The organism is Streptacidiphilus sp. MAP12-16 (genome assembly GCF_041262165.1).
In the GTDB taxonomy this organism is placed as follows: Bacteria; Actinomycetota; Actinomycetes; order Streptomycetales; family Streptomycetaceae; genus Streptacidiphilus.
On record NZ_JBGCBY010000001.1, the window covers coordinates 26046 to 44159 of the forward strand.

14 protein-coding genes are annotated in these 18114 nt (G+C 71.3%); 6 read left to right on the forward strand and 8 right to left on the reverse strand.

Annotation, left to right across the window (positions count from 1 at the left end):
• The first annotated feature begins 41 nt into the window (after nt 1–41).
• Nucleotides 42–4802: a DNA repair ATPase gene (locus ABIA33_RS00120; RefSeq protein ID WP_370075497.1), complete on the forward strand. Its 4761-nt coding sequence runs from the start codon at nt 42–44 to the stop codon at nt 4800–4802.
• Here ABIA33_RS00120 and ABIA33_RS00125 read toward each other — a convergent pair.
• Nucleotides 4799–5827 carry a PucR family transcriptional regulator gene (locus ABIA33_RS00125; protein WP_370075499.1) on the reverse strand — a complete coding sequence of 343 codons (1029 nt, stop codon included), beginning with the start codon at nt 5825–5827 and terminating at the stop codon, nt 4799–4801. The two genes, ABIA33_RS00120 and ABIA33_RS00125, sit on opposite strands and share 4 nt — an antisense overlap.
• 360 nt (nt 5828–6187) lie before the next feature.
• Between ABIA33_RS00125 and ABIA33_RS00130 the strand changes: the two genes are divergently transcribed.
• From ABIA33_RS00130 to ABIA33_RS00145, 4 genes are read left to right on the forward strand one after another with little or no spacing between them, the layout of a single operon-like run.
• Nucleotides 6188–6919: a helix-turn-helix transcriptional regulator gene (locus ABIA33_RS00130; protein ID WP_370075501.1), complete on the forward strand. Its 732-nt coding sequence runs from the start codon at nt 6188–6190 to the stop codon at nt 6917–6919.
• Between the two features lie 36 nt (nt 6920–6955).
• Entirely contained in the window at nt 6956–7915 is a 960-nt protein-coding gene (gene thyA / locus ABIA33_RS00135; RefSeq protein WP_370075504.1) for a thymidylate synthase, read from the forward strand.
• A complete protein-coding gene (locus ABIA33_RS00140) occupies nt 7912–8439 on the forward strand; it encodes a dihydrofolate reductase (protein ID WP_370075506.1) in 528 nt (175 codons plus the stop codon). The genes thyA and ABIA33_RS00140 overlap by 4 nt, the downstream gene beginning before the upstream one ends.
• Entirely contained in the window at nt 8436–8897 is a 462-nt protein-coding gene (locus tag ABIA33_RS00145; protein ID WP_370075508.1) for an HIT family protein, read from the forward strand. The genes ABIA33_RS00140 and ABIA33_RS00145 overlap by 4 nt, the downstream gene beginning before the upstream one ends.
• On the opposite strand, the gene ABIA33_RS00150 is transcribed toward ABIA33_RS00145, so the two are convergent.
• Nucleotides 8869–9744: a cytidine/deoxycytidylate deaminase family protein gene (locus tag ABIA33_RS00150; protein ID WP_370075510.1), complete on the reverse strand. Its 876-nt coding sequence runs from the start codon at nt 9742–9744 to the stop codon at nt 8869–8871. The genes ABIA33_RS00145 and ABIA33_RS00150 overlap by 29 nt on opposite strands.
• Before the next feature lie 3 nt (nt 9745–9747).
• Nucleotides 9748–10365: an adenylyltransferase/cytidyltransferase family protein gene (locus ABIA33_RS00155; protein ID WP_370075512.1), complete on the reverse strand. Its 618-nt coding sequence runs from the start codon at nt 10363–10365 to the stop codon at nt 9748–9750.
• A gap of 442 nt (nt 10366–10807) precedes the next feature.
• Here ABIA33_RS00155 and ABIA33_RS00160 point away from each other — a divergent pair, with 442 nt between their 5' ends.
• Complete coding sequence (locus tag ABIA33_RS00160; RefSeq protein ID WP_370075514.1) at nt 10808–11626, forward strand: hypothetical protein; 819 nt, start codon at nt 10808–10810, stop codon at nt 11624–11626.
• Here ABIA33_RS00160 and ABIA33_RS00165 read toward each other — a convergent pair.
• The 5 genes from ABIA33_RS00165 to ABIA33_RS00185 form a co-directional block, all read right to left on the reverse strand.
• The gene (locus ABIA33_RS00165) at nt 11607–12440 is read right to left on the reverse strand and encodes a phosphate ABC transporter ATP-binding protein (protein WP_370075516.1); all 834 of its coding nucleotides are present in this window, start codon (nt 12438–12440) and stop codon (nt 11607–11609) included. The two genes, ABIA33_RS00160 and ABIA33_RS00165, sit on opposite strands and share 20 nt — an antisense overlap.
• Before the next feature lie 36 nt (nt 12441–12476).
• Nucleotides 12477–13433 (reverse strand): sortase, encoded by a 957-nt coding sequence (locus tag ABIA33_RS00170; RefSeq protein WP_370075518.1) that lies wholly within the window; start codon nt 13431–13433, stop codon nt 12477–12479.
• Nucleotides 13430–15292 carry a hypothetical protein gene (locus ABIA33_RS00175; RefSeq protein WP_370075520.1) on the reverse strand — a complete coding sequence of 621 codons (1863 nt, stop codon included), beginning with the start codon at nt 15290–15292 and terminating at the stop codon, nt 13430–13432. Before ABIA33_RS00175 ends, ABIA33_RS00170 begins: the two co-directional genes overlap by 4 nt.
• A 97-nt stretch (nt 15293–15389) precedes the next feature.
• Nucleotides 15390–16967: an Ig-like domain repeat protein gene (locus tag ABIA33_RS00180; protein WP_370075522.1), complete on the reverse strand. Its 1578-nt coding sequence runs from the start codon at nt 16965–16967 to the stop codon at nt 15390–15392.
• Between the two features lie 105 nt (nt 16968–17072).
• Nucleotides 17073–18059 carry a hypothetical protein gene (locus ABIA33_RS00185; protein ID WP_370075524.1) on the reverse strand — a complete coding sequence of 329 codons (987 nt, stop codon included), beginning with the start codon at nt 18057–18059 and terminating at the stop codon, nt 17073–17075.
• Nucleotides 18060–18114 lie beyond the last annotated feature (55 nt).

Genomic DNA, 18114 nt, shown 5'->3' on the forward strand with positions numbered 1-18114 from the left:
GAGCAGTCACGTCGAGCAATTACCAGGAGCAGGAAGAAGCCATGGGCGTCGAAGACGGCACCTACCAGATACTGCGGGCCCGACTCGCGGACCGCGCCGCCGAGTTGGGTCGGCGGGCGGCGGCGCTGAACGCAGAGCGGCAGCAGGTCTTCGGCGCCCCCGTGCTGGAGCTGTCGAGCTCCGCGCGGCTGCGCACCACGGGGGAGGCGCAGGCCTGCGGCGTCGTGGCCGTCCGTCCGGGCGTGCTCCTGCTGGGCACGTCCGCGCCGACGCCGGCCGAAGGCATGCTGTCGCTGCAGACCCCGGACGGGGAGCAGTCGGCCGAGGTCAAGGGTCTGCTGGACGGCGAGCGCTTCCGCCGCGACCTCGCAGAACTACTGCGCTACTACCGCGACGCCCGGCTGGTGGAGCTCTGCCGCACGCCGGCCGGGCTGCTGCTCGCGGTGTTCCGCACCGGCGAGCAGGACGGTGACGTCCGGGTGCTGCGCTGGCAGTTGACGGACGATCAGGCCGAGTACCTGGACAACCACGGCGAGCGCGACCTGCCTCAGCCGCCCGTCTTCGAGTTGGAGTGGACGCAGACCGGGCGGGAGCACCACGACCAGGGCCGGATCGTCGTCGAGGGCGCCCTCTCGGTGGCCACGACCGGGGGCAGTCTCAGTGTGCGGGGCGCCGACGGACGCACGCTGTACGAGGAGCCCGTCGACGATCCGCTGCAGAGCCTGGCCGACGCCGCCGTCGCGTACAGCCGGGCCACCGAGAGCCTGACGCTGCTGCGGGTCCGCCCCTACAACGAGCCGGCCGACCGCTATCTGGTGGTCAACACCCGCACCGGCTCGGTCCGCAGGCAGGACACCCTCGCCCAGGGGGCCCGGCTGCTGCCCGCGGAGCAGGGCCTGATCTTCCCCGGCGGCTACGAGCTGGCCGACGGCACGCACCGCGCCTTCCGCACCGACACCACCGCCGGGCTGCGCTTTGACGCGGTCGTGCTCTCGCCCGACGGCGAGGACCTGCTGTACGTACTGAGCCGACCCGGCCGGGCCCAGGTGCTGCTGCTGCCCTGGAACACCCTGCGCCGCGAGGCGGCCGCCCCGCTGTACGGGGCCGGCTACGCCCTGCTGCCGGACGGCACCCTGGTCCTGCTCAAGTCGGCGCAGGTTCCGGGCCGCAGCCATGACGTCCAGCTGTGGCGCACCCCGTTCAGCTCCACCGACCACGTCGCCGCGCAGCCAGTGGGCGATGGGCCGCTGGAGCGGATCGGCAACGCCGACCTGGTGCGCGGTATCGCGGACTGCCTCGACATCGTCCGAAGCAGCAGTAGTGGCAGCAGCGGCAGCGATGGCGACACCGACCCGGCCGTGGTTGTGGACGCCTGCGCCAAGGCCGTCGACCGGCACTACTGGCTGGGTGACGCCGGACTGCTGGAACCCCTGGTCGAGCTGCGCGACGCCGCCGAGCAGCTCGGCGCGGAAGAGGCCCGGATCGGGGCCCTTGCCGCCCGCGCCGCCGAGGCGCTGGCGCAGGCACGGGAGGAGGCGGCCTCGCTGGTCCGCCGCTCCCAGGGGGAGCCGCCGACCGGCGCGGACGCCTGGACGGCGCTGCTCGCCGAACTGCGCCGGGCCCAGGGCCGGATCCGCTCGCTGCGCGAGCTGCCCCGACTGGACCTGGCGGCACTGGAGTCCGTCGAGGACATGCTCGCCGCCGAGCTCGGCTCCGCGACGGAGCGCGCGCTCGCCTACTTCGCCGGTCCGGACGCCTTCGGCCACTCCCTCGCCGCCGCGCAGGCCGCCGCCGAGGTGGCCGCGGCTGTCGCGACGGGAGCCGAGGCCACCCGGCTCGCCGGCCAACTCGCCGAGCAGGCCGATGCCTTGGCCACCGTCACGGACCTGGTCACCGACGCGGCCACCGCCGACCCCGGTGCGGGCACTGCGGTGCTGCTCGCGATCGGCGAGGTTCTCGCCGCCGTCAACCGCGCCCGCGCCGTCCTGGACGGCCGCCGCCGCGCCCTGTTCGACAGCGAGCACCGCGCCGCCTTCGCGGCCGAGTCCGCGCTGCTCGCCCAGGCCACGACTGCGGCGCTGGCCGCCGCCGACAACCCCGGCGCCTGCGACGACCAGCTGGCCCGGCTGCTGCTGCGCCTCGACGGCCTGGACGCCCGCTTCGCCGAGGCCGAGGACCTCGCCGAGCAGCTGGTAGCCCGGCGCGAGGTGATCCGGCAGGCGTTCGCGGTCCGCCGGCAGACTCTGCTGGACGAGGGAGCCGCCCACGCCGACCGTCTCGCCGCCTCGGCCGGGCGGGCGCTGGAGGCTCTGCGCCGCAGGCTCTCCGGGCTGAGCACCCCCGAGGACGTCCACACCCTCCTGGCCACCGACGCGATGGCCCGGCGGGTCCGTTCCGCCGCCGCCGAACTGCGGGAACTCGACGACCAGGTCCGCGCGCAGGAGCTGGCGGACGGCCTGACCGCCGCCGCGCAGACCGCGGTGCGTACGCTGCGCGATCGGGCCGACCTCTCCGCCGACGGTGGGGCGACCGTCCGCCTGGGCCGGCACCGCTTCGCCGTACGGCGCGACCCGGTCGAGCTGACGCTGCTGCCCGACGGCGACGGCGACGGCCTCGTCTTCACCGTCACCGGGACCGGCTACCGCCGTGCGGCCGGCGTTCCCGGGCTGCTCGACGGCCGGGCCTTCTGGTCGCAGCCGCTGGTCAGCGAGTCGGCAGAGATGTATCGCGGTGAGTTTCTGGCAACCGGGCTGCTGGAGCAGGGGGTTGACGGAAGTGACGGAACCGGTGGAACTGGCGGTTCCTTGATTGATCTGGTGCGCGGCGCGGCGGAGACGGCCTACGACGAGGGCTATGAGCGGGGCGTGCACGATCACGATGCGGCGCTCATCCTCGACGCGCTGCTGCGGCTGCGCGCGAGGGCCGGGCTGCTCCGCCACCCCGCTGACCGGCGCGCGGCAGCGCAACTCTTCTGGGCGCACGGCGCCACCGACGCCCAACGCCTCGCCTGGCAGCGCCGCGCCCGCTCGCTCGCGGCAGCCCGGACCACATTCGGGCCCGCAGCCGACGAGCTGGTCTCAGCGACGGCGCGGATCTCCAACGAACTCGAGGATGCGGCACGGCAGTTCGCCCTCACCGTCGGACTTGGCCGGCCCTGCCCCAGCGGGGTCGGCGACTACCTGGTCGAGGAACTCGCCACCGCACCCGAGGGCTTCGCCACCAGCGCGGCCGCCCGCGAGCTGCTGACGAGCTTCCGCGCAGCGGCCGGAGCCGCCCGACTCGCCGATGATCTGGACGCGCTGGAGCCGGACGACCTCGCCGCCCGCCAGCAGCTCGCCATGGCCTGGTTCGGCGCGTTCGCCGGCACCTTCGCCGGCTCCGATGACATCCGCGCCGATGACATCCGCGCCGATGACATCCCCGCCGACGGCGTCCTCGCAGAGGCCGCGGCCCTGCTCTGCGCCGACACCCTGCCCCACTACGACCTCGACGCCCCGCTCAGCGAGACCGTCCCGGGACTGCTCGGTACCCACCCCCGGATCCAGGGCGGACGACTCACCGTCAGGATCGACGAACTTCCGCTCCGGGCCCTGCAGTTCCGTACCCACCGAGTCCCCGCCTTCCGCGCCTTCCAGCGACAGCGCGCGGAGGTCCTGGCGGCGGAACGGGCCCGGCTGCGGTTGGAGGACTACCGCCCCCGCCCGCTCGCGGGCTTCGTCCGAAACCAGCTCATCGACGAGGTCTACCTCCCCCTCATCGGGGACAACCTCGCCAAGCAACTCGGCGCGCTCGACGCGTCCACCGCCGACCGCAGCGGGCTGCTGCTCCTGCTCTCTCCGCCCGGCTACGGCAAGACGACGCTGATGGAGTACGTCGCGGACCGCCTCGGCCTGCTGATGGTGCGCGTCGATGGCCCGGCACTGGGCCAGGGGACGAGCTCCCTCGACCCCGACCGGGCACCCGACGCGGCGGCCCGCCGCGAGGTCGAGAAGATCGTCTTCGCCCTGGAGGCCGGCAGCAACGTCCTGCTGCACATCGACGACATCCAGCACCTCTCCGCCGAGCTGCTGCAGAAGTTCATCCCGCTGTGCGACGCGGGCCGGCGGATCGAGGCCGTCAGCGACGGCCAGGCCCGCAGCTTCGACCTGCGCGGACGCCGGTTCGCGGTGTCGCTGGCCGGCAACCCTTACACGGCCTCCGGGCAGCGCTTCCAGATCCCGGACATGCTGGCCAACCGCGCCGACGTCTGGAACCTCGGGGAGGTGCTGACCGGCCGGGAGGAACTCTTCGCGCTGAGCTTCCTGGAGAACGCACTGGCCGCCAACCCGGTGCTGGCGCCGCTCGCCGGCGGCGATCCGGCCGAGCTGGGGCTGCTGATCGCGCTCGCCTCCGGCGACCCCGCCGCCCAGGCCGACCAGCTCGCTCGCCCCCTGCCCGATCTGGACCGGATCCTGGCCGTGCTGACCCGGCTGCGCCAGGTGCAACGGACGGTCCTCGCCGTCAACCGCGCGTACATCGCCTCCGCGGCCCAGGAGGAGGCGACCCGCACCGAACCCAGGTTCCTGCTGCAGGGCTCCTACCGGACCATGGCCGCACTCGCCGCACGGATCGACCCGGTCCTCAACGACGCCGAGGTGGAGGCCCTGGTCGACGACCACTACCTGGCCGAGGCGCAGACCCTCGGCAGCGCGGCCGAGGCCGGTTTCCTCAAACTCGCCCATCTGCGCGGCCGCGCGACCCCCGAACAGTCCGCCCGCTGGTCGGTGCTCTGCGCCGAACTCCGGGCAGTCAGGGCCGCCTAGGCCGGGGCGGGTGGTGGGCCCGGCCAGGCCAGGAGCTTGGCGCCCAGCGCGGCCGTCTCCAGGGTGTAGCGCTGGAGCGCGTTGTCCGGATCGAGGCCGGTCAACTGCGCTACGCGCTCCAGCCGGTAGGACAGCGCTCGCACGCTCAGCCCGAGCCGCCGGGCCGCCTCCGCCGCCACGTACCGCGACTCCGCGTACACGGCCAGGGTGTCCAGCAGCGGCTTGGCCCCGCCGCGCGCCGTCGTCAGCGGCTCGAGCACGCTGCGGACCAGGTCCTCCAGGGCGTCCCGGTCCCGGAGCAGCACCGGCAGCACCAGCAGATCGGCGGCCCGCAGCAACGGCCCCGGCAGGCCCAGCCTGGTCGCCTGCTCCAGGGCCGTCCGCGCCTCCTCGTAGGAGCGGACCACCCCGCCGGGGCCGCTGTGCGCCCGGCCCACAGCGACCCGGCGCCCCTGCGTCAGCGCGGCGAAGGCATGGACCGCGGACTGCTCGCTGGAGCCGGTCGGCGCGATGCACACCAGCCGGCCGTGTTTGACGGCGAGCAGCACGTCCTGCTCGCCGAAGCGCCCGATCAGCTGCCGCTCGACCCCGCGAACCAGTGGGTCCTCCAGGTCGTAGCCGTCGCCCTCGGCGACCGCCACGACGTGCGCGCAGGCCAGGTTGAGGCCGAAGCGCTCGGCGTGCTCGGCCAGCCGCCCCAGGTCACTGCGGCTGCTCAGCAGGTCGGCGAGGAACTCCCGGCGGCCGGCCTCCTCCTGGCGCAGCCGCTGCCGATAGGCCCGGCCATGGCCCTCGGCCAGCGCCGCGACCGCGGACCGCAGCGCGGTCATGGACGCGGCGTCGACCCTGCGGCCGAGCCATACGGTGCCGGTCGCGGCCAGGTGCTCGTCTATCAGCTCGGCCAGGGCCCGGCCCTCGGCGGCGGCTTCGTCGCCGGACTTGCGCATCGACTCCAGTTCGTCCCGGCGCAGCCGTCGCCCCGTCACCGCGACGTCCTCAAGCAACTCGGCCCATGCGGTGGCCATCGGCGCGTTTCCTCCCCCTACCCCGTACCCCGTGCGCTACTGCGACGCGCCAGAGTAGCTGCCCGGGCAGGGAAACGGACAACCCCGTTGCTACCGAAGGCCTCCAGGACCGGTCACCTCGAAAGGATCTTGGCTTTCGCCTGCTCGAACTCCTGTGGGCTCAGGTATTTCACCCAGCTCCCGGCTATTCGAATCGCGCGTTGTCGGGTGCGGTGAAGGTCAGGAGTAGATGCTGCATCTATACGCTCAGTGTCTACGCGCGTCGGCAGGGCTGGGCCGCGCGCGGTTCAGTATGCTGAGCAACGCTCCACGCGCCCTCGCGGCGCGGGAAGGTCGAGGGAGTCGAGGGAACCGCACACCATGGACGCGCCAGCCCCTAGCCACTCAGGCAGTTCCCGCGAGATCGAGCAACTTCAGGCCTACCTGGCAAGTGCCCTCACCGCTCTCGGGGCTGGCGAGCGGGCGCGGATTTTCGAGATCTCGGATGTCATCGCAGAGGTGTGCCAGAGCTGCGGAATCGCCCTGTACGAGCCACGAAAGATCACGGATCCGGTCCACCATCCGGATATCTCGGACACCGAGGTCTTTCGCCTCGATCGGCAGCGGGTGGTGCGCTCCGATCTGGTGATCTACCTCGCCGACCAGCCCAGTACCGGAGCGGGGCAGGAGCTCGTCTTTGCGACCGAGGCGATGACCCCGATCGTCGTAGTCGCGCAGTCCGATCTGAATGTCAGCCGCATGGTCACCGGAATGCCGGGGCGGACGGCGATCGTGCGCTACTCGCAGGCGCGGGATCTGCGGACAGAATTGACTCAGGGTATCGTCGAGCTCCGGCCGACTCTCGAACAACGCCGGCGAGTTCTGCGCGAATACACCGGAAACGGCCTCGGTTCGCGAATCCGCGAGCTTCGGGAAGCCCGTGGGATGACCTATCAGGAAGTCGCGCGTGCGGTCCGGATCCCGGGCGGAATAACGGCTCAGCAGATTCGACTCTGGGAGCAGAGCAGCGACCGCGACAATAACATGAGCATTCTCTTTCTCCGGGAACTCGCGGCGGCTCTGGGGGCCAGTGCGGCCGATCTCGTCGAATAGGACCGCACGGTTCCGCGGCGGGGCGCTATCGGCAGAGTGCTAACATTGCCGTGGCCAGTTCATGCACCAGTTGCGGCCAACGGCGTCGTGGAGACTACTGTGGATTACCTTCCTTACGGGCAGCGCAGGCCGGACCTGCAATACAGCGAGATTCTTCGGAGGATTCTCGACCGTGGTATCCCGGCCCCGACCCGGCAAGGACCGCGGGCGCTGACACTCATGCAGCAGACCATGCAGTTCGACCTGGCGAACGGATTCCCGATCATCACCGAGCGGAGCATGTCCTCATTCTGGCGAAAGCCGATCGGGGAACTGTGCGCATTCATCAACGGTGCCACGACCGTCGAGCAGCTGCGGGAATTCGGGTGCACCTGGTGGGATCCCTGGGCCACTCCCGAGAAGACGTCGTCGCGCGGACTTCCGCCCGGGGATCTCGGGCCCGGTTCCTACGGTGGGGCCTTCATGAACTTTCCGACCTCGGAAGGGAAGGGATTCGACCAGTTCCAGCACATTGTCGAGCAGATCAGAGAACTTCCGAACGACCGCACCCACTTCATTTCCCCGTGGATCCCGCAGTACCAGGTCCGAGGGGTGGGAAAGACGCCGAGGACGACCATTTCCCCGTGCCACGGGTGGGTGCATGTGCGGGTGCTCGACGACCAGCTGCACCTGCATATGTTCCAGCGTTCCGGAGACGTCCCGGTGGGTGTCCCTTCCAACATCGTCCAGTATTCCGCGCTCCTGCTCATGTTCGAGCAGCTGACCGGAAAGAAGGCCGCGGCCTACTACCACACGATCTCGGACGCACACATCTATGACGACCAGGTCGACAGCGTGGAGCTGATGCTCACCCGGGCGCCGCGCCCGTTCCCCACGGTCCGGCTCACCGAGCAGGGCAGGAACGTCCAGGACATCCACGACTTCCGCGCCGAGCATTTCGAGGTCTCCGACTACGATCCCCACCCCTCGATGCCCGGAATCCCGGTGTCCACATGATCACGTCACTGGTGGTGGCCTGTTCCGCCAACGAGGTCATCGGACGGGACGGGGACCTGCCCTGGCACCTTCCGGAAGACCTGCGCCACTTCAGACGGCTGACGTCCCATCACGCCGTGGTCGTTGGACGGGTGACGCACGACTCCATCGTCGCCAGGCTGGGGCGGCCGCTTCCCAACCGGGTCTCTGTGGTCATCAGCGGAAGCCCGGGTACCGGGGACGAAGCCACGGAGCAGGTGATCCGGCAGCCCTCATTCGAGTCCGCTTTGCGGGCCGCGGAGGCGGCCGAGGAGGCATTGGGAGGGGACGAGGTGTTTGTCATCGGCGGAGCCTCGGTCTACCGGCAGGCACTGCCCTTCGTGGACCGGATCTATCTCACCCGGGTCGACCTCCAGTGCGAGGGGGACTCCCGGATGCCCGACGGGTGGACCGACGGGTTCGACGTGGTGGAACGGGACGACGGCTACGACGAGAAGTCGCAGATCTCCTACTCGTTCCTGCGCTACCAGAGGGCCGGCCAGTGAGCCTCTACTGCTTCGAGAACGCTCGAACAGCGGAGCAGTCGGCCGAGATGGAGCGACTGGAACGGCTCGGCGTCTGCCTGTTCTGTCCCGACGACATCAAGGGGCACGAACGGCAGCAGGTGCTCTGGGAGACGGCCCACTGGATAGTCACGCCGAACGAGTTCCCCTACCAGGGGACCCGCCTGCACCTGCTCCTGGTGCCGAAGTTCCATGCGACGGACATGATCGACCTGCCGGCCGAGTCCCAGGCGGACTTCTGGGCAGTCCTCTCCGAGGTCCGGGAGCGCCACGGCCTGACGTCCTACGGACTGGGGGTGCGCAACGGCGACTGCCGCTTCACCGGGGGAACCATCAGGCATGTGCACGCGCACGTGCTGGTGGGGGCCGAGGCGGCGCCAGCCGAGGAGTTCGTTCCGGTCCGGATGCGATTCAGCTCGACGCCGGATCGTCGGGCATAGACTCCCACGTGTCGACCCAGATCAGCTCGATTCCGCTCGCGCGCAGGACGTCCTGGCCCGCCAGTACGGAATACGGGCCGGCGAAGAAGCACCGCGAGAACCCAGCCTCGGCGACGAGCCGTGCGCAGGCCGGGCAGGGAAACGTGCTCACATAGAGATCCGCGCCGTCGAGGCTCTGCGCGTCACGCGCGCACTGTGCGATCAGCGCCGCCTCGGCGTGGATGGCTGTGGACAGGTCCGCGCGGATTCCGCGCCGGAACTCGTTCCGCGGGTCTCCGTCGATGTAGGGGGCGTATTCGGTGGGGAGGTGCCGGTTGAAGGTCTCTCTGAGCACCCGCCCGTCACGCGCGGCGACCGCGCCGACCTGACGCCACCAGTCCGAGCTGTGCGTCGACTGCTCCTGCGCTTCGCGCATGAACTCCCGGTCGAGGGCGGCGCGCGAGATCCGGCCGTCGAAGTCCGCCGGCAGCTGCGCCTGGCTCCACTTCCGGTCCCACCGCAGGAAGGTGCGGTCGAACTGCACGGTGGCGGTGCGCGGAAAATCGGGGAGGCCGGCGAGGGTGTGCATGATCTCCTCGTCCGGCATGACGACCAGGTCCCCGGTGATCGCCGAAGGCACATCCTGGGGGTCGATCAGCCGGACCAGGGAGCCGGGCGCGGAGATTCGGGCATACGCCGCCGCGCGCTCGGGGGCGAGCGCGCGGATCTCCTTCGACATCGCTGGAAACAGTTCCCGGAACCCGCTGCCGAGGATGAGGATCTCGGCCGAGTCCGAGTGCCGTTCCAGGAATGCCTCGTAGCCGGAGTGCATGACGGGCAGGTAGAGGACGGCCTGCTTCAGCGACACGTCTCACTCACCCTGGGGGGCGTCGGTGGGATGCGTCGCCCCGGAGTCCGTAAGGCCCAGCTGGATTCTGCGGAGGCGTGCGGAGGTGCTCACCGTCGCCATGCGTTCGAGGACGATCACCTTCCCGCAGTAGCCGTCCTCGAGCTCCTTGATCTCCACCTCGGTGTAGGTGTCCTCGGTGGCCACCAGGACGTCCGGCCGGACCGCCTGGATCAGGCTCCACCGGGCGTCGGACAGGTTCTTGAGCGTGACCAGGCCGACCCCGCGCTGGTGCGTGACCATCCGCAGCCGCTCCATCTCGGGGACGGCCGGCCGGTTCGGTCCCTTGCGGGCGCGAATCTTCTCGTCGCTGTCCAGGCCCACGATGAGGAAGTCGCCGAACTTTCGGGCGGCCTCCAGATACATGGAGTGGCCTTCGTGCAGGATGTCGAAGGAGCCGCTCGTCAGCACCACCCGCATGTCGAGCACCCGCAGCGCAGTCACGATCTCGGTGATGCGCTGGAAGTCCTGGATGTACCGCTGCTCGAAATTGGACTCGTCCCCGAAAAGCCCGCTGTTCGCCAGCGAGATCTCCACGGCGGTCGTTCGGCTGCGTCCAGTGCCGACGGTGTGGCCTGTCATGCGTGTTCCTGCTCTACGAAGCGAATCCGTTGGGACCGATGGGCTGTCCTGGCACCTTTCATCGCCTTCGATGGTAGCCGCTCGGGCTGCTGTGACTCCAGGGACGGGACGGTGTCCGAGCGGCGGCCGAGCCGGTCGGCTCCGTCCCGCCGGACGGTCAGCGGGCGGTTCCCCCAAGTTGGCTACCCAGCTGACCGCTTGGCGGCATGCTGGAGTCAGGCGGCGGGGCGGCGGCGATGGCGTGGGGGTTCCTCTGATGATGAACGGTGACGGGCGTCTCCTCTCCGGCGCTGGACTCCTGAGTGCGCTGGCCGAGCCGGACCGGATCTTTCGGGCGGGTTCATGGAGGCCCGAACAGGTACTGGGAGCCGGGTACAGCGTTCGACTCGGTGGTGACCTGCTGGTCATTCCTGATGCTCCGGGGAAGTCCAGGTATACGGCGGTGACGGCTCAGAGCCGGGTTTCCGCGTTCACGCTGGCCCCGGGTGATTCGGCCCTGATCTCCACGATCGAGAAATTCTCCTTTGATTTCGACATAACGGCGACGATCGGCGACAAGTTCGCCATGTCGGCCCGGGGCCTGCTCATCCTGCACGGTGCGGCCGTCCACCCCGGATACGGCAGGACCTACGACTCGATGGCCGACCGGTGGGTGCCGAAGCACGACGAGCGCCTCTACTTCATCGTCGCCAATGTCGGCCCGATCGACATCCACCTGCGCGAGGGCGACGAGATCGCCTACCTACAGTTCTTCGACATCGAGCCGGCGGCGCAGCTGCGGTCGGTGTCGAACGTCGGCTTCGACTACCTCAGCAGGCTCTTCCGGGCGGACCACGACACGGAGGACGGCGGGCTCGCGTATTTTCGCAACGTCAAGGATCTGCGGAGCGAGACGGAGAGCACTGTCAGGGATCTGCAGACCCGGATCGAGCAGAGCCAGCGAGAGATGGAGTCCGAGCTCGCCCAGCTGAAGCGTGAGGTCAGCGACGCGCAGACCTCCGTCGACCGGGTCACCAACGCGAGCAACACCGTGGTGGTCTTCGGGGTGTTCCTGGTCGGCGTCACCTTGCTCGGATTCGTGCTGACCAGCATCGCGGACCTGATCGACAAGCTTCCCGATCACATGGGTGCCGGTCGGTTCGCGATCGTCGTCGCGCTGGCCGTAAGCTACGGCGTCGCCGCCATCGCCGGTGTGGGCTTCGTCGCCAAGGCCGCGTGGGCATCGGCGGGGAGGACACCTCCTAGCCGAAGCGGCCGTTGACGTAGTCGGCGGTGCGTGAGTCCTGCGGGGAGCCGAACATCGCCTGGGTCGGGCCGTGCTCGACGATCCCGCCGGGGACGCCCTGCGCGGCGAGGAAGAAGGCGCACTGGTCGGAGACCCGGGCAGCCTGCTGCATGTTGTGGGTGACGATCACGATGGTGACCTCGGCCACCAGCTCCCTGATGGTCTCCTCGATCCGGCGGGTGGAGGTCGGGTCCAGAGCGGAGCAGGGCTCGTCCATCAGCAGCACCTGGGGCCGGACCGCCAGGGAGCGGGCGATGCAGAGCCGCTGCTGCTGTCCGCCGGAGAGTGCCCCACCCGGCTGCCGCAGCCGGTCCCGCACCTCGGTCCACAGACCCGCCTTGACCAGGCACTCCTCGACCAGCCGGTCCCGCTCGGACCGGGACGCGCGCACGCCGGTGAGCCTGAGCCCGGCGGTGACGTTGTCGTAGATCGACATCGCCGGGAACGGGTTGGGCTTCTGGAAGACCATGCCGATTCGGCGCCTGGCGTCGGTGAGCCGACGATCGGGGGCGTAGACGTCCTCGCCGTCCAGCAGCACCTCACCGCCGAGCGCGGCGGCCGGGATCAGCTCGTGCATCCGGTTGAGAATGCGCAGGAAGGTGGACTTGCCGCAGCCCGAGGGGCCGATCAGCGAGGTCACCTGACCTGCGGGCATGGTGAGCGAGACGCGTTCTAGCACCTTGTGGTCGCCGAACCAGGCCGAGACCTCGCGGGCCTCCAGGCCGCCGGGACGCGCGGTGCGCTGGACCGGCAGGACCACGGTCTCTGCGGTGCTCTCGGTGACGGACATCGATCGGTACCTCTCACGCGGGGGGTGTGACGGGCTTCAGATGAGGTTCGGCAGCAGGCGGACCACCTGGTCGGCGACGGACAGTCCGAGCGCGCCGAGGACCGGCACGCCGACGATCCAGGCCTGCCAGCGGCCCCAGCGGACCCGGGCCAGGGTCAGCACGACGGCTGCGAGCAGCAGCGCCTCACCCCACAGCACCAGTGGGACCCAGGCGGCCGGATCGCCGCCCATCGGCAGTTCCGCCGGGCCGAGTCCCTGGGTGGTCAGCGGTCGGTCGGGCGCGGGACGCACCGTGCCGGTCAGGTCGGCGTCGACCAGCAGTACCCCGTCCGGCATGAACGCGGGGCCGTCGGCGGTGACCAGGATCAGCCGGCCCTTGCCGTCCGCAGGGGCGGGCGGCAGCGGGTCGCCGGCGCGGCGCACGTCCAGGACCCGGTAGACCTGGGTGCCCTGACCGGTCAGCAGGCTGAAGGTCTCGGCCGGCCGCAGTTCGCCGATGTGGCCGAAGGGTCCGCCGAAGCCGGACTGACGGCCCATCAGTACGCTCGTCCCGGCCTGGCCCGGCAGGGGGGTGTCCCGGCGGTGACCGGGTCCTGAGGCGAGCACCCCGGAGGTGGTGCCCTCGTGGACCACCTCCCGCAGGGCCAGCTGCGGGATGGTGAGCAGGGCCACGGGTTGGCCGAGCGCCAGCAGCTTGCCGTCGGTCCCGGTCTGGCCGACCGGGACGGTTCCCTGCGCGAAGGCCAGCCGCAGGTCGGCGTAGGAGGTCTCGCTGTCGCGGGCGTGCCGCAGGTCGCCGATCGGGCCGACGTCGAGCAGCAAGCCGAACAGCAGTGCGGCCAGGATGCACAGGGTCGCGCCGTAGACGCCGGCGGCGTCCGGACCGCGTCCGGCAGGGGCGGAGGTGAGCCCGGGGGCCGGGCCGGTACGCCGGGCGGCGGCGGGGTTCGGGACTGCGTGCGCGGCGGGGGCATGGACCTCGGTGAGTGTCATCGCCGGGCCGCCTTGACCTGGGCCCGGCGGCGCCGGACCTGCGCCGCGCCGAGGAATGCCAGCAGGGCCCCGCCGCCGGCCATCGCGATCACCGAGCCGACCGGCGTGCCTGCCCCGGCAGCCGTGGCGGCCTGCGCGAGCGGGGCAGGGGTGGCGGTGGGGGCGTTGGCGGTGCCCGCGGCCACCGAGGGGGTCGCGGTGGACTCGCTGCCGTGGGCCAGACCGGCGGGTGCCACGTGCTCGGCGGTCCAGGTGCCCTTCGCGCCGAAGGTCAAGGCTCCGTCGAAGTCCCGCAGGTGGGCCGGCAGGAAGCGACCACGGCAGTAGACGTCGACCACGTAGCGGCCGCGCAGCGCGCTCACTCCGTGCTGCTGGGCGACCACCCGCAGGGTCTCGGTCAGCGGGACGACGTAGCCGCCGTTGGCCGCGACGGAGTAGATCCCCGCAGAGGAGAGGCCGAGCACGGACGCGCCCGCCGCGGGGAAGCCCGCACCGCTCACGGAGGCCATCAGCCAGTCGCCGGGGTGCGGGCACCGGCCGGAGGTGACGACATCGATGGGGTCGTCGTCGTGTCCGGTGGCGTAGTCGAAGGCGAGGGTGCCCGAGCCCGTCCCGCCGTCGGCGAGCGCGCGGGGCGCGGCTACGGCCACGCTGCCGAGGGCGAGCAGGAGCACCAGACCGAGCATCGCGGTGACGGGCGCCGCGGTCTTGCCCTCGGGCACCGCGGTCTTGCCCTCGGCCACTTCAGGGGCCTCGGCGGCGGGGACGGTCGGCCCGGCGGGGGCCGTCGGCGCGGGGGGGACGGGCGGTACGAGCGGCGCTGACGGCGTTCCGCCTCCGCCGGTCCGCCGCCGGCGCCTGCGCAGGAACTGCCGTACGGCCAGGGCGATCAGCGGCAGCACGATCGCGAGCAGGGTCCACGGCACGGTCGCGTAGCTGACGCTGCTGGTCGCGCTCGGCAGGGCCGGGTCGACGTCACCGGGCAGGGCCTGCGGGTCGATGGTGACCGAGGCGGTCGACCACAGGGTGGGGAAAACCCCGGAGACCTGCACGGTGTAGGTCTCGGTGTTGCCCGGCAGCAGCTCGGTGAGATCGGCCGGTCCCCGCGCGGTGACCAGGTTGCCCAGGGCGTTTCGGACGCGCACCGCCTGGTGCCCGGCCAGCCGCACGTTGCCGGTGTTGCGGACCAGGTAGCTCGTGGTGGTGCTGCCGGTGCCGAAGGGGTTGAGCGTGCCGTGGTAGACGACGTGCACGGACTCCACCGCGAGTCGGGGCCGCAGCGCTCCGGGCACCCGCAGGTGGATCCTGGTGCCGACCCGCTGGTCGACGGCGACGGCGTTGCCCTTGGCGTCGACCGTGTGCCGACGCAGCGACAGCACGATGCCGCCGGAGTGGTCGCCGGGCGTGGCCGCAGTAGGCACGGCGAGCGTGAAGGGCACGATCTGCCGGGTACGTGGCGGCAGTTGGACGCTTGCTGCGGCCAGGTGCACCCAGGAGCCGATGTCGCTGGACGGCTTTCCGGCGGGAAGCACGTCGTAGCCGCCGCTGTCGGTGTTGAAGGCGTCGGCCGCGCAGAGGGTGAGGGTCAGCGGCTGGTCGCCGTAGTTCCACACCGCCACATGGTCCTTGAGCTGCGCGCCCGGGGAGGCTGCGAAGGTGTAACCGGTCCGGGTGTCGGGTCCGGACGCGCTGGCGGGCTGGATGCCGAAGGTCTGCTGCTGCTGTGCTCGCGGGAGCGTGGGCGCGAGCCCGGCGGCCCCGGCGGCGGGAGCCGCGCCGAGGCCGAGGAGCAGCACCGCGAGCAGCGCGACCAGCGCGGCGAGGCGGGGTCGGGGCCGGTTCGGTACGGGGCGTGTCATCGCGGGCTCGTCCTCTTGGTGCGGCGGGGTGCGGGAGGAGCGGGAGCCCCGCCGCGTCGCGGGCTGCGACGCGGCGGGGACCACTGGTGACGGATCGTCAGATCGCAGTCAGGGTGAGCACGCCGGTGTAGGTGCCGGCCTGCGTGGAGGTCGGCGCGACCAGGGAGAGGTCGGCGCCGATCTGCGCGGTGCCCAGACCGGTCGCGGTGGCCAGGGTGCGGGAGGACTTGAGGCCCAGAGCGCCCGAGTCGCCGGGGGCGACCGCGTTCGCCGGGGCGACGTTCCCGCCCAGGGTGACCTTGAGGCCGTCGCCCTTGTTCACCAGGTTGGGGGCCCAACCGAGGTTCTCGGCGCTGATGGAGTGGGTACCCGAGGTGAAGTCGGCGACCTGGCCGCTGAGCGACCAGCCGGGCGCGCCGGCACGGGTGTCGGTCACGGTGACGGTCTGGATCGGACCGGCCGCCGCGAACAGGGTGCTGGTGGAGTTGAGGGTCAGCGGGGGCAGGTTCACGTTGGACCCGGCCACGCTGAGCACCAGGGCGCCGGAGGCGACCGTGGTGGTGATGTTCTCGGTGCCGGTCGCGCCGCCGCCGGTTCCGCCACCGGTGGGGGCGCTGACGGTGAAGGGCACCGCCACGGAGGTGGAGGCGGCGTAGGCGGTGGAGTCGGCGGGTGCGAAGGACGCGGTCAGCGAGTGGTCGCCCTGGGCCAGCGTGCTGACGGTGAGCGAGGCGCTGCCGGCGGCGACGGCCTGCGTGCCGAGGACGGTCCCGTTGCTGGCGTCGGTGAAGGTCACCGTGCCGGCCGCGCCGGACGGGGTGGTGGTGGCGGTCAGGGTGATCGGGGTGCCGGCGGCGGCCGAGCCCCCGGGGGTGACGGCCAGGGCGGTGGTGGTGGCCGCCGCGCCCGCCGGGCTGACGGTGTACGAGGTCGCGGTGGAGGTCGAGTTGCCGAAGGCCGGGTCCGTGGAGGTGAACGCCGCGGTCAGCTGGTGCGCGCCGACACTCAGCGCGGAGGTGGTGAGGGCGGCGGCGCCGTTGGCCACGGCCACCGGGCTGCCGAGGGCGGTGGTGCCGTCGAAGAACTGCACCGAGCCTGCGGCGGTCGGGGAGACCTGGGCGCTCAGGGTGACCGAGCTGCCGGCGGCGGCCGGGCTGGCCGGGGTGACCGACAGGGTGGTGGTCGTGCTCTGCTGGCTGGGGTTGGTCGAGGTGTACGTGGTCGGGCTGGTGAACCAGATGCTGCCCGTGAAGTCGCCGAAGGTCGTGGCGCCGAAGGGGTTCTTGCACACCAGGGTGAAGTTGTACTGGCCGGACAGGGCGGTGATGCCGGCCTGCTGGGCGAACCACTTCATGGTGTTGAACAGCGGGACGACATATCCGCCGGCCGGGGTCTGCTGGTAGATCGAGATCGCCGAGTTGCCGACCACGTTGGTGCCGGCGGCCGGGAAGCCCGCGCCCGTCACGAACATGAGCAGGTTGGTGCCGCTGGGGCAGGCGCCCGACGTGGTGAAGCTCATTCCGTCGCTGTCCGCGCCGGTGGCCGGGGTGGCGGTCAGCGTGCCGAGGATGGTGTCGGCATGCGCGGCGGGGGCGCCGAGCAGTGCCAGCGTGCCGGAGGCCAGCATGGTCGCGGTGCCGAGCGCGATGCGCTTGGGCAGGCGGTTGGTGGACACGGTGGGACTCGCCTTCTGTGGTGGAGGGAAGAGCCGGTGGGACGGTGGTGCGGGCGGAGCGGTAGTGCGGCGTTGCGGTGGCGCGACGGTCAGTTGCAGGCCTTGTCAGCCGGAGGTCTTGGAGGTGTCGCCGCAGTTGGCGTCGAGGCCGAAGCCGTACGACTTGATGACGCTGCTCTGCTGGCAGATCGCCGATCCGGCGCCGACGAAGACGGTGCTGTAAGGGGCGACCCCGACCTGGGTGCTGGGGATCACGTTGTAGACCTCGCGGGTGGCGGCGGAGCCGGTGTTGAGCAGCAGCGAGGGGGTGCCGCCGATACTGCCGAGCACCGCGGAGCCGCGCAGGTCGGCGAGGGTGCCGGCGCCCTGGGCGATGTACTGGGCGATGGAGAACGGTGCGATGGAGGTGTCGTCGAGGACGCGGCCGTCGTGCTCCTCGATCGGCTTGCCGCCCTTGGTGTCGCTGATGCAGGGGTACTTGCCGGAGACCACGTCGGCGTCGGCGATGCCGACGGTGGACTCCCAGAAGCTGCGGGTGCCGGAACCGGCCTGCGGCAGCAGCGGGTGGATCGAGTAGGAGGGGGCGGTGCCGACGTAGTTGGGGTCGCAGGTGTAGATGCCGTGCAGGTCGACGAGGGTGAGCGTGCGCGGCAGCGCGCTGCCCGGGGTGATCGCGTAGGTGACCGCGTCCACGGCGTAGGGGATGTAGGTGAGGCCGGGGCTCGACGGGGTCGTGTTCAGACTGGAGGAACGGGAGAACTGGAGGCAGCCGTTGGCCGCGCCCAGCGAGTTGAGCAGAGCGGTGCGTCCGGCGCCCGAGCCGTTCGGCCGGGCGACGGCCTGGCAGGCGGTGCCGGCCTGGGTGGCGATGGTGGGGGAGCCGACCGCGTCGTAGGAGCCGATCACCTTGTTGCCGTTGATGGTGATCGCGTTGGACAGGGCGTTCATCACGCCCTGGGTGGTGTCGGAGCCGACGCCGGCGAGCGGACGGAAGGTCGGCGGGCCGACCGGGTCCGCCTGGGCGGTGCCGGCGCCGACTGCCAGGAGACCGACGCCTGCGGCGGCAGCGAGGAGCTTGAGCATGGTGCTCATGGGAGATGCATCCCTTTCGACGGTGGAGCGGGGGCGCGGCCGGAGGGCTCCGGAC